The organism is Brevundimonas sp. (assembly GCF_036963785.1).
In the GTDB taxonomy this organism is placed as follows: domain Bacteria; phylum Pseudomonadota; class Alphaproteobacteria; order Caulobacterales; family Caulobacteraceae; genus Brevundimonas.
In genome coordinates this window covers 1-22,004 of sequence record NZ_JBALUS010000005.1, presented here as the reverse complement: position 1 = coordinate 22,004, position 22,004 = coordinate 1, and the positions used below count along the sequence as shown (strand labels likewise).

Genomic DNA, 22,004 nt, shown 5'->3' with positions numbered 1-22,004 from the left:
GACGGCCGTCGTGGTGGCCAGCGGGTCTGACGGTTGAGCGCCGGCGACTGAAGCGAATGGCCTACCGACTCGCACTTTTCGATTTCGACGGGGTTCTCGCTGACAGCGCAGCGTGGTTCATCGATCAGCTTCCCGACCTTGCCCGGCGACATAAATTCCTGGCGCCGGACGCCGCCGAGATCGCGCGGCTTCGGCGGCTCCCGACCCGCGAGGTCGTGAAGGCGCTGGGTGTTTCACCGCTCCGGTTGCCCGGGATCGCGACGGACCTGCGAAAACGCATGGCGTCGGACGCAGGGCAGATTCAGCTGTTTGACGGCGTGCCCGCGATGCTGCGGCGACTGCATGACCACGGCACTCGCATCGCCGTCGTCAGTTCGAACAGCGAGTCAAACGTTCGTGCGGTCCTGGGACCCCATGCGTCGATTGTTTCGTCCTTCAGCTGCGGTTCGTCGCTGTTCGGCAAGAGCCAGCGCTTCGTTTCACTGCTGAAGGCGCTGAAACTTGAGCCGGCACAGGCCTGCGCCATTGGGGATGAGGTCCGGGACGTCGAAGCGGCACGCAAGGCGGGGATCGCTGCGGTGGCGGTTTCGTGGGGCTATGGCGCCACCGAAGCCCTCTCCGGCGCCGGCCCGGATTTCGTCGCCCGAACGCCTGCTGACGTCGCTGATTTCATTGTCGGCGAGGCGGCTCCGCGCCACTAGCGGACATTGGCGCCCACCTGTGACCGGACGGTCCGGCGCGCCCGTCCGCGGATTTGATCCATCTCAATGCGCGGTGGGGGCGGGCAGGGGCATGTCGGCGCCATGACCTGTGTGCTTTCTCCTGACCGCCTGCGGGCGCCCACGCCGCGCTACACCAGCTATCCGACGGCCGTGCATTTCAACAGCGAGGTCGGTCCGGACCAGAGCGGGGCGTGGATCGCCGGCCTGCCGGAGGATGCAGCCCTGTCGCTGTATGTGCACATCCCCTTCTGTCGCGCCCTGTGCTGGTACTGCGGGTGCGCGACGACGGTGGTGAACACCCCGGCGCCGATCGCCGGCTATCTCGCGGCGCTGGAGGCCGAGATCGGGGCGGTCGCCGACCTGCTCGGAACGCGACGGCGGGTGACGCATCTGCACTGGGGCGGCGGCTCTCCCAACAGCCTGTCGCCGGAGCAGATCCTGGCTTTGGCCCAGCGCCTGCGGGCGCGCTTTGACCTGGCCGAGGATGCGGAGTTCGCCGTCGAGATCGATCCGCGCTTCATGGATGCAGCCCGGGCCGACGCCTTTGCGCAGGCAGGCGTCAACCGGGTGTCGATCGGCGTCCAGGACTTCAGCCCCGAGGTGCAGGCCGCCATCAACCGGCAGCAGTCGTTCGACACCACGCGGCGGGTGGTCGAGGATCTGCGCCGGGCGGGCATCGGGGCGCTCAACGTCGATCTGGTCTATGGCCTGCCGCATCAGACAGAGGCGCGGCTGTCCGACACCCTGGACCAGGCGCTCGCGCTTCGGCCGGACCGGCTGGCGGTGTTCGGCTATGCCCATCTGCCGGAGCGGATCCGCCATCAGCGGCTGATCCCCGACGCCGCCCTGCCGGGGTTCGAGGCGCGGCTGCGTCTGGCGGAGCTGGCCACCCGGCGGCTGGTGGACGCAGGCTATGTGCGCATCGGGCTGGACCATTTCGCCCGTCCGGACGACCCCCTGGCCCGGGCTCCGGCGCATCGCAATTTTCAGGGCTATACGACCGACCGGTCGGACGCGCTGATCGGGCTGGGCGCCTCGGCCATCAGTCGTCTGCCGCAGGGCTATGCCCAGAACGCGACAGGCGTTGCCGACTATCGGGCGCGGGTCGCCGCAGAAGGCCGGGCGACGGCGCGCGGCGTGGCCCTGAGCGACGACGACCGACTGCGGGCCCATGTCATCGAGCGCCTGATGTGCGACCTCACCTATTCGGATGCCGGCCTGCGCCGGCGTTTCGGCGACCGGGCCCGGTCGCTGGCCGGGATCGTGGCCGGCATGGACGACCTCGAGGCCGAGGGCCTGATCGAACGGACGGCGGACGGCTTTCGCATCCCCGAAGCCGCCGCGCCCTTTGTCCGGACCGTCTGTACGCGCTTCGACGCCTGGCTGGCCCGGACCGACGCGACCCACGCCCCGGCCGTCTGACCGGGGTCAGGTGCCCGGCTGGATATAGGGGATGCGGGCGAACCAGGCGCGTTCGGCGCCGCGGGGGTCGTTCTCCATCCGCGGCGGCCAGTCGATCATCAGGGTCTCGCGCCGCGCCAGCGAATAGGGCGTCCAGTCCGGCAGACCCGCGCCATTGGGGTCGCCGCTCGCGGCATAGCGGGCGACGAAGCCGCTCATCAGATCGGCAACGCCCTGGGCCTCCGGCCCGATGGCGCCGGATCCCTCGGCCGCCAGGGTGTCGAACACCAAGGGAATGTCCGAGGTGTGAAAGGCCCCGGTCCGGCCATTGGCGAGGCGGGCGGGCCAGTCCAGCTGATAGACCCGGGCGGGGCTGCCCTGCCGCGCGCGTTCCTCGGCCTCGATCACCGCGGCGCGCCAGGATCGACCTGCGGTGGTGGCCCGGATCAGCACCTCGTCGGGCGACATCTGCGGATAGAGGCCGCGGTAAAAGGCGATGACCTGTTCCGGGGCCACATCGATCCGCAACTGGGCGGGAGTCAGCCGCGCGGGCAGGCTGTCCCACGTCAGGTCGCGATTGGCGGGGTCATTGCCGAGGAAGGCCAGCGTCTCCTCGCGCGTATTGCCGATGATCATGGGGATGTCGGCCGACAGCGCAGGCGCGTCGGGATAGAAGGGGTGGCGCGTCAGCACCCGGTCATCCAGCACCGGTCCGAAATAGAGGCTGCCGCCCAGGACGGGGTCCTCGGCCCGTGTGGCCTCGATCAGCCGTTCGGCGGGCAGGGTGCGCAGCTGGCCGATCTGGTGCGGGGCGAGGCCCAGGGCGTCCAGCCAGACCTCGGCCCGGCGGGTGGCGTTCAGCGGGCCCGCGGCGGTGACCTGCTGGCCGCTCATGGTCATGACCCGGTGGAACAGCCCGCGCGCCTGGGGCATGGCCATCAGGGTGGCGATCTTGGCCCCGCCGCCCGACTGCCCGACCAGGGTCACGCGCGCGGGGTCGCCACCGAAGGCCGCGATACTGTCGCGCACCCATTCCAGTGCCAGCACCAGATCCAGCTGGCCCAGATTGCCGCTGTCCTCAAAGCCGGCGATCCCCTGACCCGCCGCCAGCCGCGCCAGATAGCCATAGCCCAGCGCATTCAGCCGGTGATTGACCGTCACGACGACCAGACCCTGTCGACGCGCCAGGCGCGCCCCGTCGGTCAGGGGACTGGAGCCCGAGCCGGTCGCATAGGCCCCGCCGTGGATATAGACGACGACCGGGCGCGGTTCCTCGGCGCGCGCCGGTGTCCAGACGTTCAGGCGAAGGCAGTCCTCTGACGTCACTCCCGCCTCGGCCCGCTGCGGGGCCGAGGGGCCATAGGCGGTGGCCTCGAAGGGTGTGGTCCAGGGCGCGGGCGGGACCGGCGGGGCGAACCGCCGGGGGCCGGTATCGGCGCCGTAAGGGATGCCGAGGAAGGCGCGCACATCCTGATCGACAAAGCCCCGCACCGGACCATGCCGGGTCTGAACCGTCGGATGATCGCCTGGGTGGGCAGCGGCCATCCCGGGCACGGCGGCCACCAATCCCGCGCCGATCAGTACGCCCCGGCGCGAGGTCCAGGGTCCGCCCCGATATGCCATTCCGTATCCCTCCACCGGTCGAAGGCGGAGGCTGTCACGGCTTCACACCGGCATCAATCGATCTGTGGTCGGATGCGTCAGTTGCCGGCGCAGGCGGCGCGGTTGCCGCGTTCACAGGCCGCGACCTGATCGCGCCAGCGGGCCTGACGGGCTTCGGCGGCGGCCACCTCGGCGCGGTATTCGGCCATGCGGGTCTCATAGGCGGCCCGTTCGCGGGCGGCCTCGGCCTCTATTTCGGCGATCCGGGCCTCGCGCTCGGCGACGGCGGCCTCATAGGCAGCGCGTCCCTGGGCCTCGATGGCGTCCGCGCCCTCAAGCTGGGTCAGAACCCGGGCGTTCAGCCGGTGGGTTTCGTCATTGCCCGAGTCCTGCGCGACGACGGGGTCCTGCACCGGCGGGCGCGCGGGATCCTGAACCACGGGGTTGCCCAGCAGCAGGACGGCGGAAACGGTCAGAAGCGAAATCATGGGATCCTCCGAAGGAACACACATAGCCCATACCGAACGGTCAAGCCTGTGAAAGTTTCCTCATGCGGACTCAGGCGTTCAGCACCAGTTCGAACACCGTGCCCTGCGGCCCGGTCGAGACCAGCCCCAGCGTGCCGCCCTGGGCCTCGGCCAGTTCGCGCGAAATGGTCAGGCCCAGCCCGGATCCCTCGCGCCCGGCCCCCGAGACAAAGGCCTGGAACAGACGCTCTTCGACCCGGGGCGGAATGCCCGGACCATTGTCTTCCAGCCGGATGTGGACCCGCGTGCCCCGGGCCTCGGCCGCGATCTTCAGGCGCGGCGGTCGGGTGCCGCTGACGGCCTCGGGCGTGTCACTCAGGGCCTGACGGGCATTGCGCATCAGATTGACCAGGATGCGGTGCAGCTGGTCCGGGTCGGCGGTCACGGTCAGCCGGGCGGGCAGGGCGCGCACCAGTTTGATGTCGCTGTGCTCCAGCCCCGCATCCTGGACAGCGGCGGTCACGGCGGGGCCCAGGGTCACCCGGCGCAACTGGGGCTCGGGCTCTTCGGTCTTGCCATAGTCCAGCACATTACGGGTCAGGGCCGTGGCCCGGCCCAGCGCCCGCTCCAGCCGCGGCAGGGCGCGCGCCACCGCCGGATCGGCGGAATCGGCCATCCGGTCCGAGGCGATCTGGGCGGCGCTGAGCATATTTCTCAGGTCGTGATTGATCTTGGCCACCGCCTCGCCCAGCGCCGCCAGACGGGCGCGGGACCGCAGGGCCAGCCGCACCTCGCCCTGCATGCGGGCCAGTTCGCGCTCGACCTGACCGATCTCGTCACGGCGGTTGGACGGGGGTTCCGGATCGGACTCGGGATCCCCGGCAAAGCGCTCGATCGAGCGCGTCACGCGATTGAGCGGTCGCAACACCAGCACCGCCAGGGCCGCATACAGCAACAGGCCCGCGAGCCCCGCGACCAGCACGGCGGTGATCAGACTGTTGACCAGGGTGGCGCGCAGTTCCTGCTTGAGCGGCTCGGCGGGGGCGAGGATTTCCACATAGTCGCCGGAGCGATAGCGCGGCCGGGCCTGCACCCGGATCGACCGGTCGGGGTGTCCGAACAGGGTGCGCCAGGGCTCGACCACGCGCGCCCAGGTGCCGCGCCCCCTCAGGTCGATGACATCCGGCGTCCGCGGCAGATTGGGGGCCTGCAGCAACAGGCGGCGCACGCCCTGGTCCCCGACCACCACGGCCTGCACCCCGCCGATGGTCATCAGCTGCTCGGCGACCTCATCGTCGACCATGCTGTAAGGCAGGGCCTCGACCGCCGTGGAGGCCAGCTCGGCCGCCTGCAGCCGGTCGCGCAGCCAGCGCTCGTGAAAGCTGGCAGCATTGGGCACGATGATCAGGGCGCCGACGGCAAAGGTGAAGATGACCGTCAGCAGCAGCAGGCGGAAGGCCAGCCCCGAGATGATCCGCGGTCCGGCGTGCGCCACGGCAGGCGCATCGGCGCGCGCCTTCAGGGCCGTCAGGGGCTTTACCGCCCAGCGATAGACCCTGTCCGCGGTCGCCGTCATGCCATCCTCTTCTGCCGGCTCTTGTACCACGCCTGACCGCCCTTGATCAGGATGGGCAGAAGGATTGACAGGAAGGCGACCCCCATCAAGGGCCAGAAGAATTTCGAGACCAGCATGTTCAGGTCCGGCTGAACCCCCTGCTGCAACAGATCACCCAGCCCCGATCCGATCCAGGTATAGATGTAGGTGGAGGGCAACAGGCCCAGAAAGGTCGCGACGATATAGGGGCGCAGCGGGGCGGCGACCATGCCGGCCGTGGCATTGATCAGCACGAACGGCACACTGGGGATCAGCCGCAGGGTCAACAGGGTGACAAAGGCATTGCGGTCGATGCCGGTGGCGATCTTGTGCATCATGCCGGCGTCCGCCTCGAACTTGGCGCGCAGCCAGGTGCCGATGGCGCTGCGATACAACATATAGATGGCGATCGAGCCGAGGGTCGCTCCGGTCGCCTGGGCCAGGGCCCCGACCAGCGGCCCGAACATCATGCCCCCCAGCAGCGTCAGGAACACCGGCCCCGGAATGGTGCTGGCGGTGGCTAGGGCATAGACGGCGATGAAGATGATCAGCGCCAGCAGGAACTGTTCGGCGGCAAAGGCCTGAAGATTCAGCCCGTGCTCGCGCAGCAGCTCCATCGACAGATATTTGTTCCAGCCCATGGCAAAGGCCAGGATGACCAGCCCCGCCAGCGCCAGGATGGGCGACAGGCGCAGGGCCCAGTCGCGCGCCGAGCGGGGTGTGTGACTGCTCACCGCCGCCTCGGCCACCGGTGGAAGGGCCGGGTCCATCCCCGGGTCGGCCTCGGGATCGGCAGGAATTCGGGGCTCGGTCATGGCTCCACGGTCTCTTTCTGGGGCCCGGTAGCACGCCGACGGCGTTGACACCCGCGCCCCGGGGTCTTATACGCCCGCCCTCCTGCGGTGGACGCCATCAAGTCTGCCGCTTCACTGCTAGATATATGGAGCCGACCGTGAAGCGGACCTATCAGCCGTCGCGACTCGTACGCAAGCGCCGTCACGGTTTCCGTTCGCGGATGGCCACGAAGAACGGTCAGAAGATCGTTCGACGCCGTCGCGCCAAGGGCCGTAAGCGCCTGACCGCCTGATGCGTCGGGTCTCTCCGTCCGGAGAGACCGTGTGGCTATGACCCGCATTGAACGCCTTACTTCGCGGCCCCAGTTTCTGGCGGCCGCGAAAGGCATGTCTGAAGCCCGGGGCGGAGTCGTCGTCCAGCGACGCGACCGGGGCGACGGTGATCCGCTGATCGGTGTGGGCTTTACGGCGACGCGCAAGGTCGGCGGGGCCGTGGTCCGCAACCGCGCGAAGCGCCGTCTGCGCGAGGCGGCGCGCCTGCTGATCCCCGAACTGGGACGGCCCGGATCCGACTATGTATTGATCGCGCGCATGGGCACGGTGGACCGCGCCTGGCCACGTTTGCTTGACGATGTGAAATGGGCCCTTACAAGGCTCGCGACCCCGCGCCCGCCGCGGCCGGATGCGCCCGTCGGGCCTTCGGCTTCGCCCGAGCCCTGATTTCTCCGCCAGACCAGGCCAGGACTGCCGATCCATGAACCTCGACAACAATCGGAACACGATCATCTTCATCGTGGTCACGGTGATCTTCCTGTTCGCCTATCAGGCCTTTGTGCTCCAGCCCCAGGCGGACCAGCGCAAGGCGGCCCTCGATGCCCAGCGCGAAACGGTGGCCGAGCAGAGCCAGCCGGGCGTCGCCCTGCCGACCGATTCCGCCGACATCCCGGCCAATCCGCCCGTCTTCATCACCGACCGCCAGGCGGCCCTCGCCGGGGCCAGCCGCGTCGCCATCGAAACCGACACGCTGACGGGCTCCCTGTCGCTGGACGGCGGCAAGATCGATGACCTGTTCCTGCTGGGCTATGACCAGACGCTGGGCTCGGACCAGCCGGTCGAGCTGTTCCGGCCGCAGGGCATGGAGTTTGCCTATTTCGCCCAGTTCGGCTGGCTGGGCACCAATGTCGCCGGCGGCGTGCCCGGGATCAACACGCCCTGGCGTCTGACGTCGGGCGATACCCTGACACCCGCAACGCCCGTCACCCTGACCTGGGACAACGGCCAGGGCCTGCGCTTCACCCGCGTCATCTCCATCGACGAGCAATATCTGTTCACCATCACCGACACGGTCGCCAACTTCAGCGCCCAGCCGATCACGGTGGCGCCGTACGGGTCGGTCCAACGCCAGGGCGTGCCGCCGACGCTGGGCCGCGAGATGATCTCGCACGAGGGGGCCATCGGCACCTTTGGCGAGAACGGCGGCTATTCCACCGAACAGCACAAATACAAGGACTGGGCCAAGAAGCCGCCGATCCGCAAGGAATCCACCGGGGGCTGGCTGGGCATCACCGACAAATTCTGGCTGGCCGCGCTGATCCCGGATCAGGACGAGGCCATCGAGGCCGAGTTCCGCACCCGCGAGCAGGGCAATGTCACGTCCATGCAGGCCAATATGCTGGGCGAGGCGGTGACCATCCAGCCGGGCTTCCAGATCAAGGAAACCCGCCATCTGTTCGCCGGGGCCAAGCGCAACGAAATCCTCAAGAGCTACGAGGAGCAGCTGGACCTGCCGCGCTTCATCTATGCGATCGACTGGGGCTTCCTGTTCTTCCTGACCCGCCCGATCTTCCTGATCGTCGACTTCTTCTATGGCGTGCTGGGCAATTTCGGTCTGGCCATCCTGGCCCTGACCGTGGTCGTCAAGCTGGTCATGTTCCCGCTGGCCAACAAGGCCTATGAGAGCATGTCCAAGATGCGCAAGCTCCAGCCCAAGATGGAGGAGATCAAGAAGAAGCACGAAGGCGACGTGCAGAAGCAGCAGCAGGAAACCATGGCGCTGTACCAGCGCGAAAAGATCAATCCGCTGGCGGGCTGTATCCCGATCCTGATCCAGATCCCGGTCTTCTATGCCCTGTACAAGGTGCTGTTCGTCACCATCGAGATGCGCCACGCGCCCTTCTTTGGCTGGATCCAGGACCTGTCCTCGCGCGATCCCACGAACATCTGGACCCTGTTCGGCCTGATCCCGTGGGATCCGGGCAGCCTGCCCCTGCTGGGCGGTCTGCTGGTCGGCACGCTGGGCCTCGGTATCCTGCCGATCTTCTACGGCCTGACCATGTGGCTGCAGATGGCCATGAACCCGCCGCCGCCCGACCCCATGCAGCGCAAGATCTTTGCCTTCCTGCCGTTCGTCTTCACCTTCATCATGGCGCCGTTCGCGGCCGGCCTGCTGGTCTACTGGGCGTGGAATAACATCCTGTCGATCATCCAGCAGTACATCATCATGCACCGCTTCAAGGCCGAGAACCCGATCGACAGCTTCATCGATCGCTACTTCAAGAAGAAGGCCGCGTGACCGACTTCACCGAGGAAGAGCTGGAGGCCGCGCGGGTGCTGTTTGCGCGGCCCGCCACCTTCATCATGGGCTGCGCCAAGATCGAGCAGCTGCCGCCGCCCGACTGGCCCGAGATCGCCTTTGCCGGCCGCTCCAACGTCGGCAAGTCCAGCCTGATCAATGCCCTCGTCGGCATGAAGGGGCTGGCCCGCGCTTCGAACGAGCCGGGCCGCACGCGCGAGGTCAATTTCTTCGAACTTGATGGGCGCATGCGTCTGGTCGACCTGCCCGGCTATGGCTGGGCCAAGGCGTCCAAGGGCGAGGTCAAACGCTTCCAGAACCTCGGCCGCGACTACCTCCGGGGTCGGGTGACCCTGAAGCGGGTCTATCTGCTCATCGATGCGCGCCACGGGCTGAAGGCGGTCGATACCGAGGCGCTCGACGCCCTGGACCTGGCCGCCGTCAGCTATCAGATCGTGCTGACAAAGGCCGACAAGCTGAAATCCGGCGAGGGCGAAAAGCGGGTCGCGGAAACGCTCAAGGCCATTGCCAAACGGCCGGCCGCCTATCCGCACGTGGCCCTGACCTCGTCGGAAAAGGGCACTGGCATGGCCGAGCTGCGCGCCTTCGCCATGACCGCCGCCGAGGTTACGCCCTAAGCGTCCGTGGGAAGCGACAGGGCCAGATCGATCAGCTCGACCAGCGTGCCCTCCGCCCCCTCCAGCGCCGCGTCCAGACGTGTACAGGCCACCAGCACCCGCGACGCCTCGCGCACCTCTGCGACCTCATGCGCCTCGCCCAGCCGGTCCCGCTCCAGATAGCGCCAGCCACTGTCCGGCGCATGGGCCCGGATCAGGTCCCAGCGTGCCCCGGCGTCCAGGTCATCGGCCAGCCGCGTCCAGCGCTTGGCGCGGGGCCCCTTGCGGTAAAAGCCGGCCTTTGTCGGCAGGTCATGCGTCCGATAGACCGCCAGTGCCGACGCCCTCAGCGCCGCCAGCCGCGCGGCTGCGGGACTGTCAGTCAAGGTTGAGGGCGCTGGTGACCGAGACGTCATAGACCACCCGCGTCACGCTCTGGACCAGCTCGAAGAACTCGCGCAGCTCGGTCGATCCCGCGCGCGGCACAAACACCAGATCATCCGGCCTGATCTCGAAATCCGAGGCGACGAACATCCCATAGGGCCCCGACAGATCGAGCCGATAGACGACCGGCACCCCGCGCGGGCTGGGCGGCTGGTTTACGCCCAGCGCCCGGGCAACTGCCGGGCTCTCGAAACGGAACACCAGCACCGACCGGGCATCGGCGGTATTCGGATTGGGCCCCCCGGCGCGGGCCAGCGCCGCCGCCAGCGTCAGCGAGCCCGGTCCCATCTCGGCCTGCGACACCGCCCCCAGCGCGCCCATGACGCTGTAGCGGCGCGGCCGGTATTCCAGGCTGACCCGGTCGCCCGGGGCCAGCCGCACATTCTGGTCAAAGCGGGTCGTCACGGCGGTGTAGGGCGCGCGCCAGGTCGTCCGGCCCCGGCTGACGGCCACCTCGATTTCCTCGGGGCTGCGCGACGACCCGCCGCTGGCGGCGATCACATCCAGCAGACGATCGCGGCTGACCGACAGGGGCACACGGCCCGGCGTGCGGACCTCGCCCAGTACCGTCACCCCGGTCGAGGGGGCTTCGGCGCGTGTCACCGTCACCTGCGGATTGCCGACCCGCCCGATCAGGGCGCGGCGCACGGCGGCCCCGGCCTCGGCGGCGGTCAGGCCCTCGACGGCGACGGCCCCGGCAAAGGGAATCTGGATGGTGCCGCTGTCGGCGACCACAGCCGGGGGCAGGGTCTGGCTGGCACCCTGCACCGTGCCGCCGCCGCCGCGCGCGCCGAACAGGGCCCCGCTGGGTTCATAGATCGAGACCGACAGCGTATCGCCGACCCCGATCCGGTCGAGCGGGGCGGTGCTCTCGGCTCCGGCCAGCGAGGCGCCGGCCTCGACCGGCACGGCCCGCAGCATCTGGCTGACCCCTGCGTCCAGCTCGACCACGGCATAGGTCTGGCCGCCCGCCTGTCCGGTCACATCGCGCGCCGACGGTCCCTCGACCGGCAGGGTGGAGCAGGCGGCCAGCGCCAGGGCGGTCAAAAGGGCGGGGAGGGCAAGACGGTGGACCATGCCCCAGACTTACCGGCCTTTCAGCAGGCGCGCCAGTCACGCCCCACGGTCAGATGCCGGGCTTCATCGCCAGCGCTTCGGCCACGATCTGGAAATGGGTGCGCCAGCTCGGCGGCTTGTAGGGCGGGGGCTGCACGTCGCCGCGCGCCGCCCGGTCCAGCGCCTTCAGCCAGCCGGGGCCGTCCAGCGGGTCGATCAATCTGGCCTTGGGCACCAGCTCGCGGTGAGCCGCAATGTCCGAGGCGATCAGCGGCACGCCCATGGCCATGGCCTCGACCGCCGGCAGGTCGAAGCCCTCCACTGCCGAGGGGGCCACGACGCCGCGCGAGGCTCGCATCAGGCGCGACAGGGCCGCATCCGGCAGTTCCGACGCCTGATGCACCAGTCCCTGCAGCGGGGGCGACCGCTCCAGATGGTCCATGACGGACTCATTCTCCCAGCCGCTTCGCCCGATCAGCACCAGGGCCGGGGTTTCGGCGCCCCTCAGTTCTTCCAGCCGCCGCCACAGGGTCAGCAGGAAGGTCAGGTTCTTGCGCGCCTCGACCGTGCCGACATGGACGAAATAGGGCCGCTCGGCGGGCCGCCAGCCGGGTTCCGCGAATGCCGGCTCCAGCCCCAGATGGGCGACCACGACGGTGGGGGGCGCCAGCCCCTCCCGCCCGGCAAACGCCTTGAGCACCTCGGCGGTCGTTTCCGAATTCACGACCAGCACCGACCCCTGTTTCAGGGCCAGCCGCATGCGCGTCCGGTGCCGCGCCGCCTCGCCCGGGCGGCAGTATTCCGGATGGGTGATGGGGATCAGGTCATGGACCATCAGCACCGACCGGGCCCCGTCCTCCGCCAGCTTCGACAGCAGGCGCGGGCTGGTCAGGCCGCTGTGGCCGACATTGACGTACAGGGTGTCGCGGGTGACGTCGGGCAGGGCGCGGGACATCAACAGCCGCGTCATCGCCTGTCGCCGGGGCTCGCGTTCGCGGCTGATCGGCCCGGAGAGCGAGCGCGCGCCGCGTGGCCGGGCCAGCAGGTCGGTCAGGGTCTTTTCGGCCTCGCCCACGCCATTGCCGGTCCAGCGCTCGCGCAGGGAGGCCGCCAGCTCACCGAACCATTTCCGGTCCAGGGCCCTCAGGTTGTCGCCCCGGCTGCGAACCGGGACGAAGCGCACATCGGGATGCCCCATCAGCCATTCGGCATAGGCCAGGCAGACCCGGTCCACCCCGGTCGGAGTGGTGCGCCCGCTCCGCTGCAACAGGCGCCCGGCATCGAACAGGACGGTTCGGGTCATGCCGTCAGGCCAGTTTGGCGTACATGGTGCGCAGGCGTTCCTGATAAGCCTCGGGGCTGAACTTCGCGGCCTGCACCCGCCCCCGGGCCGACAGTTCGGCGCACAGGTCATCGTCCGACGCCAGGGCGAGGATATGCCGGGTCATGGCGTGGACATCATAGGGGTCGACCATCAGGGCAGCGTCGCCGGCAACCTCGGGCAGGGAGGAGACGTTCGAGGTCATGACCGGCGTGCCCAGAACCATCGACTCAAGAACCGGCAAACCAAACCCCTCATACAGCGACGGGAACAGGGTGCCGCGTGCCCCCCGGATCAGCGAGACCAGCACCGAAAAGGGCAGATACTGGAAGAATTTCAGCTTCTTCTTGCGGACCTTCTTGTCCTGCCGCGCCTGGTGCATCAGCTGCACCTCGTCTTCTTCCAGCCAGGCCCGGCCTCCGACGATCACCAACGGCATGTCGATATTGGCGGCCAGATAGGCCTCCACGACGCGCGCCAGGTTCTTCTTCGGCTCGAGGGCACCGAACCACAGGAAATAGCCCTTCCACGGCAGACGGAAGACGCCCTCCAGCTCGCGCGCGACCTCTTCCTCGGTGCGGGCCAGATGTTTCGGCGGCACGGAGACGGCTTGCCAGGTGTTGGTCACCCGGTCCTCCGGCACCCCCAGCAGGGTGATGACGTCGCGGCGCGTCGCTTCGGATACGACGGCGATATGGTCGGCACGGCGGGCAATGTCACGAGCGATCCGCAGGAAGCGACGTTTGTTGTCCAGCGTGGCGTGAGGCAGCTTGAGCGGGATCAGGTCGTGGATGGTGTAGAGATTGGCTACGCCGCGCGCCCGCAAGGGCATGACGGTGGTCCAGTGCATGATGTCGGGAACCCGGGTCTCGCCGGATCCCTGGAAGCTGACGGGGGTGAAGCCCTTGGTCAGGCCCCACCACTGGTCCGCCCGTCCGAACAGTCGCGGGGCGCTCCAGAAGTCCTGGACCTTGGGACGTCCGCCGCCGCGCACGGGCCAGACGACATTCTCGGAGATCGGGACGGGCCGCGCAGTGGCACCAAGGGGGGTGAGGATCAGCTCGCGTCGGTCCCGCCACTTCTTGCCCTTGGCGGCGACCGGATCGACCAGGGCGATCTCGTTCAGGATCGGTCGCTTGGCATAGTTATGGCCGGGGCCATACAGGATCTGGCTCTCGAAGCCGGCCCCGTTCAGGCCTTCGATCAGATTGCGGCCGTAGGTGGCAATGCCTGAGCCCTTGGCCAGGCCGATGTTCATGGCGTCAATGCAAACACGGGTCATGTCAGGAGACGTAGCCCGCCTGCATCAGTTCGGCGAGGTGGATAATCGCCACCGGCCGGTGGTCCTCGACCACCAGCAGGGTCGAAATGCGGTTCTGGGTCAGGATGTCGACGGCATCGCTCATCCGGGCATCGGGCGACACCTGTTTGGGGCTGGCGCTCATCAGATCGCCGGCGGTCAGGTCCTTCAGCGAGGTCGGCTCGCGGCCGAAGGCGCGGCGCACATCGCCGTCGGTGACGATTCCCGCCAGCCGTCCGTCGGCCTCGACCACGGCGGTGGCGCCCTTCATCCCCTCGGTGATGGCCGAGATGACCTCGGCAAAGGGGGTGTCGCGGGTGACGGCGGCCACCTTGCGCGGGCGGTCGCCCATCCAGTCGCGGACGCTCTGCAAGCTCATGCCCAGCTTGCCGCCCGGGTGGTGCAGGCCAAAGGCCTCGGCGGAAAACCCGCGGCGCTCCATCAGCACCATGGCCAGGGCATCGCCCAGCGCCAGCGTCATCAGGGTCGAGGTGGTCGGTGCCAGATTGTTCGGGCAGGCCTCGGCCACCTGCGGCAGTTGCAGCAGGACGGCACTGTTGCGGCCCAGGAAGCTCTGCGGGCGCTGGGTCATGCCGATCACCGGAATGCCGCGCCGCTGGCAGAAGATCAACGGGTCGCGCAGTTCGCGGCTCTCCCCCGAATTGGAGATGGCCAGCAGGGTGCAGTCGTCGCGCAGCATGCCCAGGTCGCCGTGGCTCATCTCAGCGGGGTGGACGAAAAAGGCGTTTGTGCCGGTCGAGGCCAGGGTCGCCGCCAGCTTGCCGCCGATGTGGCCCGACTTGCCCATGCCGGTCACCACCAGATAGCCGGGCCGCGACAGAATGACGGAACAGGCGCGCGCCACGCTGTCGTCCAGCCCGTTCTCCAGAGCGTCCAGCGCCTCCCGGTTCAGCCGGATCACCCGGCGCGCATGGTCGGTAATGGCCTGGGTGGTGTCGGCATCGAAGGGGGGCTGGGTCATGTCACGCGCGTCAAATCGGCCGTCAACGGCCCGCCGGATAGGAAGCCGCAGGATGTGCCGCATCCCGCCTCTTTTCACAATGCCGGACCCCGTCCCGGCGATCCCGACGCCCGGCGGTTTGACCTGACCGCAGTTAGGCGACAACCTTTGCCGCAGCGGGGCGTTAGCAGGACCGCAAGCCCGAGCTGACCGTCTTCCTCCCCCGTTGGACGGTTCCTCCCGATCGTGCGGGCACCCGTTCCGGTGTTGCCCTCTGCCCTGAGAAAGATCCGACCCGACCTGATGACAGCCGTGATCGCTCCGACCGACCCCCGAGACCTCGCGCCGCCGCCGGCGCCGGCGTCCCTGATCCGGAATCGGGGGCCGCTGGCCCTGTTCCTGGATCTCGACGGCGTGCTGGCTCCGATCGAGTCCCGGCCCGAAGACGTCGGCCCTGACTCCCGCCGCTCGCGCCTGCTGGAGGCCCTGACCGAGGCTCTGGACGGTCGCGTGGCGGTGCTGAGCGGTCGCGCCCTGGCCGATGTCGACCGCATCCTCGAGGGCCGCGTCATCGCGGTGGCGGGGGTCCATGGGCTTGAGCGCCGCTCGGCCGATGGCCGGGTCGAAACCCAGGGCGCCGAGGCCGATGTGGCCCTGGCGGTTGAAGGCCTGACGCGGTCCCTCAGCGCCGAGATCGCTGACGGCGTCGAGATCGAGAACAAGGGCGTGGGTGTCGCCGTCCACTACCGCAACGCCCCCGACCGGGCGGCCGGTGTTCGCCACGCGACAACCACGCTGGCCCGTGACCACGGCCTGCATCTTCAGCCCGGCCATATGGTGGTCGAGCTCAAGGGCGGCGACGCGGACAAGGGCCGGGCGCTGGCCGCCTTTCTGGCCGAGCCGCCGTTTGCCGGGGCCCACCCTGTCATGATCGGCGACGACCGCACGGATGAGGCCGCCTTCCGCGCGGCCGAGGCGGCGGGTGGCTTCGGCATACTGGTCGACCCCCGCTGGGTCAGCGCCGCCCGCTATGGTCTGGCCGATACCCGCGCCGTCAGCGACTGGCTGACGCAGCTGGCAGAGGCCGCCCGATGAAGCCGTCCGTCGACCTCGCCCCCATCGGCAACTGCGCGGTCAGCGCCCTGATCGATCGTCAGGGCCGCTATGTCTGGGCCTGTGCGCCGCGCGTCGACGGCGATCCGCTGTTCTCGGCCCTCATGGACGGCAGCGATCCGGACCACGGCTTCTGGGATATTGTGCTGGAGGATCAGGTCAGCGCCGAACAGGACTATGTGCGCAACACGCCGGTTCTGCGCACGGTTCTGCATGCCGCCGATGGGGCCTCCCTCGAGATCATCGACTTCTGTCCGCGTCATGCCCAGCTGGAGCGCACCTATCGCCCCCTGGCCTTTGGACGGCTGATCCGGCCCCTGTCCGGCACGCCGCGCATTACGGTTCGGCTGCGCCCGGCCGCGAACTGGGGCGAACGGCGTGCCGAAAGCACCCACGGCTCCAATCACATCCGCTATCTGTGCACCGGGGCGACCTTCCGCCTGACCACCGACTGCCCCGTCAGCCACGTGATCAGCGAACGGACCTTCCGGCTGGAAAAGCCGATGGCCTTCTTCTTCGGGCCCGACGAAGCCTACGACCAGGACGTCGGGCCCGGCATGACCGCGGCGCGCGACCGGACGGTCGCCTATTGGCAGCAGTGGGTGCGCAAGCTCTACCTGCCGCTGGATTGGCAGGAGGCGGTGATCCGCGCCGCCATCACCCTGAAACTGTGCGCCTATGAGGAAACCGGGGCCATCGTTGCCGCCCTCACCACCTCTGTGCCCGAGTTCCCGGGCAGCGGCCGCAACTGGGACTATCGCTACTGCTGGATCCGCGACGCCTATTACACGGTGCGCGCGCTGAACCGCCTCGGCGCCGTGGACATCCTTGAGAACTATCTCGTCTATCTGCGCAATCTGGTCGATCAGGCCGATGGCGGCCACGTCCAGCCGGTCTATGGCGTCGGCCTGGAAGAGGATATCGACGAACGGATCACAGACACCGTCGAGGGCTATCGCGGCATGAAGCCGGTGCGCGTGGGCAATCAGGCGCGCGAGCACCTGCAGCACGACGTCTACGGCCAGATCGTCCTGCCGCTCGTTCAGGCCTTCTACGACCAACGCATGATCCGGCCCGGCACGCTGGAGGACTTCCACGCCCTCGAAAAGGTCGGCCAGCGGGCGTTCGACATGCACGATCAGCCCGACGCCGGCCTGTGGGAGTTCCGCACCTTCGCCCGGGTCCACACCTATTCTGCGGTGATGTGCTGGGCAGCCTGCGACCGGCTGGCCAAGGCCGCACTTCATCTGAACCTCAAGGATCGCGCCGCCGACTGGGCCGACAAGGCCCGCATCATCCGCGAGCGTATCGAGAGCGAGGCCTATCTGCAGGAAGACGGCCATTTCGCCGCCAGCTTCGGTGGCACCGAACTGGACGCGTCGCTGCTGCAGCTGACGGATGTGGGTTTCCTGTCCCTCGACGACCCGCGCATGGCCCGCACCTTCGCGGTGATCGAACGCGACCTCAAGAAGGGGCCCTTCCTGTTCCGCTATGTCGAACCGGATGATTTCGGCGAGCCCGAGACGGCCTTCAACTTCTGCACCTTCTGGTTCATCGAGGCCCTGCACCAGAACGGCCGCGACGAAGAGGCCCGCGCCATCTTCGAGGAGATGCTGGCGAGGCGCACCCACGCCGGTCTGCTCAGCGAGGACATTGCCGTCGAGTCCGGCGAGCTGTGGGGCAACTATCCCCAGACCTACTCCCTGGTCGGCATCATCAACTGCGCCATCCTGCTCAGCCGCTCGTGGACGGACGTCCGATGAGCCGGCTGATCGTCGTTTCGAACCGCGTCTCGGCGCCCACCGACCCTTCGGCGGGGTCGGCCGGGGGGCTGGCCATGGCCCTGTCGGCGGCGCTGCGAAAGTATGATGGCCTGTGGTTCGGCTGGTCCGGAAACACCACGCCCGAGTGGAAACCCGAGGCCCAGATCGAGGACCGGGCGGGCGTCACCGTGGCCCTCGTCGACCTCGAGCCCCAGGACGTTGACGAGTATTACAACGGCTATGCCAACAAGACGCTGTGGCCGCTGTTCCACCACAGGGTGGACCTCTCGGCCTATGAGCGCTCGTTCGGCGAGGGCTATGAGCGCACCAATGACCGGTTCGCCGAGGCCCTGGCGCCGCTGATCCAGCCCGACGACCTGATCTGGATCCACGACTATCACATGATCCCGCTGGCCCGGGATCTCCGGCGGCGCGGCATCAAGAACCGGATCGGCTTCTTCCTGCACACGCCCTGGCCGGTGCGCCAGTTGCTGGTGACGCTGCCCTATCACCGGCGGCTGGTGGAATCGCTGTTCGACTTTGACCTGCTGGGCTTTCACACCCGCGAGTGGCTGGACCTGTTCCGCGACTATGTGGCCTCAGAGCCGGGCATCCACGGGCGGCTGCTGCCCAATGATGCGCTGATGGCTTTCGGCAAGACAGTCCAGACCGGCGTCTTTCCGATCGGCATCGACGTCGATGGCTTCCTCGAGGCGCGGAACTCCGCGCTCGGTGTGCGCACCTACGACCGGATGGCGGCGTCGGCGGCCTTTCGCTCCATGATCGTCGGGGTCGACCGGCTGGACTATTCCAAGGGGCTGGAACAGCGGCTGCTGGGCTATGAGCAGTTCCTCAAGGACAAGCCGGACCAGCGCGGCAAGGTCTTCCTGCTGCAGGTCACCCCCCTGTCCCGCGACGAGGTCGACGCCTATCAGGACATCCGGGGCCGCCTCGACAGTTTGGCTGGTCACGTCAACGGCACCTATGGCGATGTCGACTGGCAGCCGGTCCGCTATCTGAACCGCACCTATCGGCGCGACCAGCTGGCCGGCATCTATCGCGCGGCCCGGGTCGGTCTGGTCACCCCGTTGCGCGACGGCATGAACCTGGTCGCCAAGGAATATGTCGCCGCCCAGGACCCCGAGGACCCCGGGGTGCTGATCCTGTCGCGCTTTGCCGGCGCGGCCGAGGAGATGACCGAGGCCCTGCTGATCAACCCGTTCAGCCGCGAAGAGATTTCCGATGCCCTGAGCCGCGCGCTCGCCATGCCACTGGCCGAGCGCAAGGACCGCTGGCAGGCCCTGATGCAGATCGTGCGCGATTCCGACGTCGCCCTGTGGCGCGACCTGTTCGTCTCGACCCTGCGGGCGATCCCCCTTGGCGGGGCGAAACCTGTGCCCGAGATCTAGTAGATCTCGAACAGGCCGGCCGCGCCCATGCCGCCACCGACGCACATGGTGACGACGCCATACTTGGCCCCGCGGCGCTTGCCCTCGATCAGCACATGGCCGGTCATGCGCGCGCCCGACATGCCATAGGGGTGGCCGATCGAAATGGCCCCGCCCGACACATTCAGCCGGTCGTTGGGAATGCCCAGTTTGTCGCGGCAGTACAGGACCTGGACGGCGAAGGCCTCGTTCAGCTCCCAGATGCCGATGTCATCGACGGTCAGGCCGTGGCGCTTCAGCAGTTTCGGCACGGCAAACACCGGCCCGATGCCCATTTCGTCCGGCTCGCAGCCCGCGACGGCCATGCCGCGATAGGCGCCCAGGGGTTTCAGGCCGCGCCTTTCGGCTTCCTTGGCGTCCATGATGACCGAGGCCGAGGCGCCGTCCGACAGTTGGCTGGCGTTGCCGGCGGTGATGAACCGGCCCTGCTCGATCTTCTCGCCGCCGCCGAACACGGGCTTGAGCGACGACAGGCCTTCCAGCGTGGTCTCCGGCCGGTTGCCCTCGTCCTTCGACAGGGTGACCTCTTTCGCCGAGGTCTGGCCGGTGGCCTTGTCCATCACCTGCATGGTGGTGGTCATCGGCACGATCTCGGCATCCAGATGCCCGGCCGCCTGGGCGGCGGCGGTGCGCTGCTGCGACTGCAGGGCGTATTCGTCCTGGGCCTCGCGCGAAATGCCATAGCGGTCCGCCACCACCTCGGCGGTCTCGAGCATCGACATATAGATGTGCGGCGCCTGCTTCAGCAGGGCCTCATCCTTGAAGCGGTGCAGGTTCATATGCTGGTTCTGGACCAGAGAAATGCTCTCCAGCCCGCCGCCGACCGCGACCGTCTGGCCGTCGACCATCACCTGTTTCGCGGCCGTGGCGATGGCCATCAGGCCCGAGGCGCACTGCCGGTCCAGGCTCATGCCCGCTACGCTCGCGGGCAAGCCCGCAGCGAGGGCGATCTGGCGCGCGACATTGGTCGAGGTCGAGCCCTGCTGCAGGGCCGCGCCCATCACCACATCCTCGATCTCGGCCGGATCGACCCCTGACCGTTCGACCGCATGACGCACCGCATGGGCGCCCAGCTGCTGCGCCTGGGTGTCGTTGAACGCCCCGCGATAGGCGCGCCCGATCGGGGTGCGGGCGGTCGAGACGATGACGGCTTCACGGGACATGGTGTTCCTCTCCTGAGTGTTGGGGCCAGCTAAGCGCGTGACCCCGCGTCAAGGCAAGTCTCATTCACGCACGCGTTAGCAAGTCGGCCGTTCAGCCCTTCATCGCCGCCTGCAGCTTGCCCAGTTCGATCATGCCCTGGGCCGCGCCCATCTCCGGCACGATCTCGTCCGAGCGGTCGGAGATGGCGTCGAAACGGGCGGCAATCTGCTCGCGGGCGTCGGCGCCGGTCGCGCGGATGCCTTGCGTCAGGGTCACATAGGCGCGCTCGAACCCGCCGGCCCCGGCGGCCAGGATGCAGCGCGTCGGGGCATCCTCGGCGACCAGATGCACCAGCCCGGGCGACACCAGTTCCGGCCCCAGCTGATCGAGGGGCAGGGCCGCGCCCAGGTCCTCGGTCATGCGGGTGTGGGCTGTGGGCGCCAGACAGTTGACGCGGATGTCGTTCTTCTGGCCCTCGATCGACAGGGTCTGCATCAGCCCGACCAGCGCCATCTTGGCCGCGCCATAGTTGGACTGGCCAAAGTTGCCGTACAGGCCGGAGGAGGAGGTCGTCATGACGATCCGCCCGTAGTTCTGCAGGCGCATGATCTCCCACACCGCCTTGGTGCAGTTCACGGCTCCCATCAGGTGGACGTCCATGACAAAGCGAAAGTCGTCCAGATCCATCTTGGCGAAGGACTTGTCGCGCAGCACCCCGGCGTTGTTGACCAGAATGTCGACGCGGCCCCAGCGCTCCATGGTCCGGGCCACCATGGCCTCGACGGCCGCGTAGTCGGTCACCGAGGCGCCGTCAGCCATGGCCTCGCCGCCCAGGGCCTCGATTTCCTTGACCACACCCTCTGCCGCGGTTGCCGATCCGCCGGTCCCGTCGCGGGCGCCGCCCAGATCATTGACGACGACCTTTGCCCCCCTTTCGGCCAGGGCCAGGGCATGACAGCGGCCCAGTCCGCCGCCCGCACCGGTGACAATCGCCACCCTTCCGTCGAATTCCTGCCGCATCCCAACGCCTCCGATAATGCTGAATGGTCTCTCCTAGCAGGAGATTGGTACCCCGAAATGGGGATTAGTGTTGAAATCAGGCCACAGTCGCGCCACCGATGCGTCAATTCCGGAACTCGAACGGCATAATCCCGTTCGATGCTTCGAGCCGCCCGTGTAAGCAGGGGCACACTGTCAAGTTTGACGAACAGAATTTAGAGGGATGAGCATGAAGGTAAAACTTCTCGCAAGCGTCGCCGCAGCCGGCATTTTCGCCGCTGGTGCGGCTTCGGCTGAGCCGAATGGCTGGTATGGCGCGATCGACGCGGGCTGGCACAATGTCAACGACGTGTCGGCGTTCGATACGACGGACCTTCAGAGCTACGAGTTTGAGGTTGAGGACAGCTGGGCGGCGTTCGGTCGTCTGGGCTACCGCTTCGACCAGAACTGGCGTGTTGAACTGGAAGGCGGCTATCGCATCGGTGAGCTGGCCGAAGTGACCAGCCCGGGTGCGGGTGCCATCTGCCAGCCGGCCCCGGCCGGTGCGTGCGATGTGCCCCAGGGCAGCCTGGATGTCTCCAGCCTGATGGCCAATGTCATTTACGACTTTGGTGATGCGTCCTGGTCCGTGCGTCCGTTCATCGGCATGGGTGCCGGTGTGGCCCGCATCGACAGCGACTTCCGGGG

General features: G+C 68.1%; 21 protein-coding genes. 10 read left to right on the top strand and 11 right to left on the bottom strand.

Features of this window, described 5'->3' with window-relative positions; translation table 11 throughout:
* Nucleotides 1-56: 56 nt before the first annotated feature.
* The gene (locus V7672_RS12055) at nt 57-701 is read left to right on the top strand and encodes an HAD hydrolase-like protein (protein WP_335624847.1); all 645 of its coding nucleotides are present in this window, start codon (nt 57-59) and stop codon (nt 699-701) included.
* Between the two features lie 102 nt (nt 702-803).
* Nucleotides 804-2,144: an oxygen-independent coproporphyrinogen III oxidase gene (gene hemN, locus V7672_RS12050; RefSeq protein WP_335624846.1), complete on the top strand. Its 1,341-nt coding sequence runs from the start codon at nt 804-806 to the stop codon at nt 2,142-2,144.
* Between the two features lie 6 nt (nt 2,145-2,150).
* On the opposite strand, the gene V7672_RS12045 is transcribed toward hemN, so the two are convergent.
* The 4 genes from V7672_RS12045 to V7672_RS12030 form a co-directional block, all read right to left on the bottom strand.
* A complete protein-coding gene (locus V7672_RS12045; RefSeq protein WP_335624845.1) occupies nt 2,151-3,746 on the bottom strand; it encodes a carboxylesterase/lipase family protein in 1,596 nt (531 codons plus the stop codon).
* A 77-nt stretch (nt 3,747-3,823) separates the two neighbouring features.
* Entirely contained in the window at nt 3,824-4,213 is a 390-nt protein-coding gene (locus V7672_RS12040) for a hypothetical protein (RefSeq protein ID WP_335624844.1), read from the bottom strand.
* 70 nt (nt 4,214-4,283) lie between these two features.
* Nucleotides 4,284-5,768 (bottom strand): sensor histidine kinase, encoded by a 1,485-nt coding sequence (locus V7672_RS12035; RefSeq protein WP_335624843.1) that lies wholly within the window; start codon nt 5,766-5,768, stop codon nt 4,284-4,286.
* Nucleotides 5,765-6,601, bottom strand: a complete 837-nt coding sequence (locus V7672_RS12030; protein ID WP_335624842.1) for a TVP38/TMEM64 family protein — start codon at nt 6,599-6,601, stop codon at nt 5,765-5,767. Before V7672_RS12030 ends, V7672_RS12035 begins: the two co-directional genes overlap by 4 nt.
* A 137-nt stretch (nt 6,602-6,738) precedes the next feature.
* Between V7672_RS12030 and rpmH the strand changes: the two genes are divergently transcribed.
* From rpmH to yihA, 4 genes are all read left to right on the top strand, one after another.
* Nucleotides 6,739-6,873, top strand: coding sequence for a 50S ribosomal protein L34 (gene rpmH, locus V7672_RS12025; protein WP_335624841.1), 135 nt, complete (start codon nt 6,739-6,741; stop codon nt 6,871-6,873).
* A 94-nt stretch (nt 6,874-6,967) separates the two neighbouring features.
* Nucleotides 6,968-7,300: a ribonuclease P protein component gene (locus tag V7672_RS12020; RefSeq protein WP_442889376.1), complete on the top strand. Its 333-nt coding sequence runs from the start codon at nt 6,968-6,970 to the stop codon at nt 7,298-7,300.
* Nucleotides 7,301-7,334: 34 nt separating this feature from the next.
* On the top strand, nt 7,335-9,152 hold the full coding sequence (gene yidC, locus V7672_RS12015; protein ID WP_335624840.1) for a membrane protein insertase YidC: 1,818 nt from the start codon (nt 7,335-7,337) through the stop codon (nt 9,150-9,152).
* Nucleotides 9,149-9,790, top strand: a complete 642-nt coding sequence (yihA, locus tag V7672_RS12010) for a ribosome biogenesis GTP-binding protein YihA/YsxC (protein ID WP_286692867.1) — start codon at nt 9,149-9,151, stop codon at nt 9,788-9,790. The genes yidC and yihA overlap by 4 nt, the downstream gene beginning before the upstream one ends.
* On the opposite strand, the gene V7672_RS12005 is transcribed toward yihA, so the two are convergent.
* The 5 genes from V7672_RS12005 to V7672_RS11985 are packed head-to-tail and all read right to left on the bottom strand — an operon-like array spanning nt 9,787 to nt 14,872.
* Entirely contained in the window at nt 9,787-10,155 is a 369-nt protein-coding gene (locus V7672_RS12005) for a hypothetical protein (RefSeq protein WP_335624839.1), read from the bottom strand. The two genes, yihA and V7672_RS12005, sit on opposite strands and share 4 nt — an antisense overlap.
* A complete protein-coding gene (locus V7672_RS12000) occupies nt 10,148-11,290 on the bottom strand; it encodes a polysaccharide biosynthesis/export family protein (protein WP_335624838.1) in 1,143 nt (380 codons plus the stop codon). Before V7672_RS12000 ends, V7672_RS12005 begins: the two co-directional genes overlap by 8 nt.
* A 49-nt stretch (nt 11,291-11,339) precedes the next feature.
* Nucleotides 11,340-12,572 carry a glycosyltransferase family 4 protein gene (locus V7672_RS11995; protein ID WP_335624837.1) on the bottom strand — a complete coding sequence of 411 codons (1,233 nt, stop codon included), beginning with the start codon at nt 12,570-12,572 and terminating at the stop codon, nt 11,340-11,342.
* A 4-nt stretch (nt 12,573-12,576) separates the two neighbouring features.
* The gene (locus V7672_RS11990) at nt 12,577-13,872 is read right to left on the bottom strand and encodes a glycosyltransferase family 4 protein (RefSeq protein WP_335624836.1); all 1,296 of its coding nucleotides are present in this window, start codon (nt 13,870-13,872) and stop codon (nt 12,577-12,579) included.
* Nucleotide 13,873: 1 nt separating this feature from the next.
* Nucleotides 13,874-14,872 carry a KpsF/GutQ family sugar-phosphate isomerase gene (locus V7672_RS11985; protein ID WP_335624835.1) on the bottom strand — a complete coding sequence of 333 codons (999 nt, stop codon included), beginning with the start codon at nt 14,870-14,872 and terminating at the stop codon, nt 13,874-13,876.
* 282 nt (nt 14,873-15,154) lie between these two features.
* On the opposite strand from V7672_RS11985, the gene otsB reads away from it, so the two are divergent.
* Genes otsB through V7672_RS11970 form a run of 3 tightly spaced genes read left to right on the top strand, consistent with a single transcriptional unit; the run spans nt 15,155 to nt 19,136 of the window.
* The gene (otsB, locus tag V7672_RS11980) at nt 15,155-15,946 is read left to right on the top strand and encodes a trehalose-phosphatase (protein ID WP_335624834.1); all 792 of its coding nucleotides are present in this window, start codon (nt 15,155-15,157) and stop codon (nt 15,944-15,946) included.
* A complete protein-coding gene (locus V7672_RS11975; protein WP_335624833.1) occupies nt 15,943-17,727 on the top strand; it encodes a glycoside hydrolase family 15 protein in 1,785 nt (594 codons plus the stop codon). The genes otsB and V7672_RS11975 overlap by 4 nt, the downstream gene beginning before the upstream one ends.
* Nucleotides 17,724-19,136, top strand: coding sequence for an alpha,alpha-trehalose-phosphate synthase (UDP-forming) (locus V7672_RS11970; RefSeq protein ID WP_335624832.1), 1,413 nt, complete (start codon nt 17,724-17,726; stop codon nt 19,134-19,136). The genes V7672_RS11975 and V7672_RS11970 overlap by 4 nt, the downstream gene beginning before the upstream one ends.
* Here the strand turns inward: V7672_RS11970 and V7672_RS11965 are convergent.
* Together V7672_RS11965 and V7672_RS11960 are read right to left on the bottom strand one after the other, a co-directional pair.
* Nucleotides 19,133-20,338 (bottom strand): acetyl-CoA C-acyltransferase, encoded by a 1,206-nt coding sequence (locus tag V7672_RS11965; RefSeq protein ID WP_335624831.1) that lies wholly within the window; start codon nt 20,336-20,338, stop codon nt 19,133-19,135. The two genes, V7672_RS11970 and V7672_RS11965, sit on opposite strands and share 4 nt — an antisense overlap.
* Before the next feature lie 91 nt (nt 20,339-20,429).
* Entirely contained in the window at nt 20,430-21,338 is a 909-nt protein-coding gene (locus V7672_RS11960; RefSeq protein ID WP_335624830.1) for an SDR family NAD(P)-dependent oxidoreductase, read from the bottom strand.
* 208 nt (nt 21,339-21,546) lie between these two features.
* Between V7672_RS11960 and V7672_RS11955 the strand changes: the two genes are divergently transcribed.
* Nucleotides 21,547-22,004, top strand: a 458-nt coding sequence (locus tag V7672_RS11955) for an outer membrane protein (RefSeq protein WP_335624829.1), incomplete at its 3' end; no start/stop codon positions are given.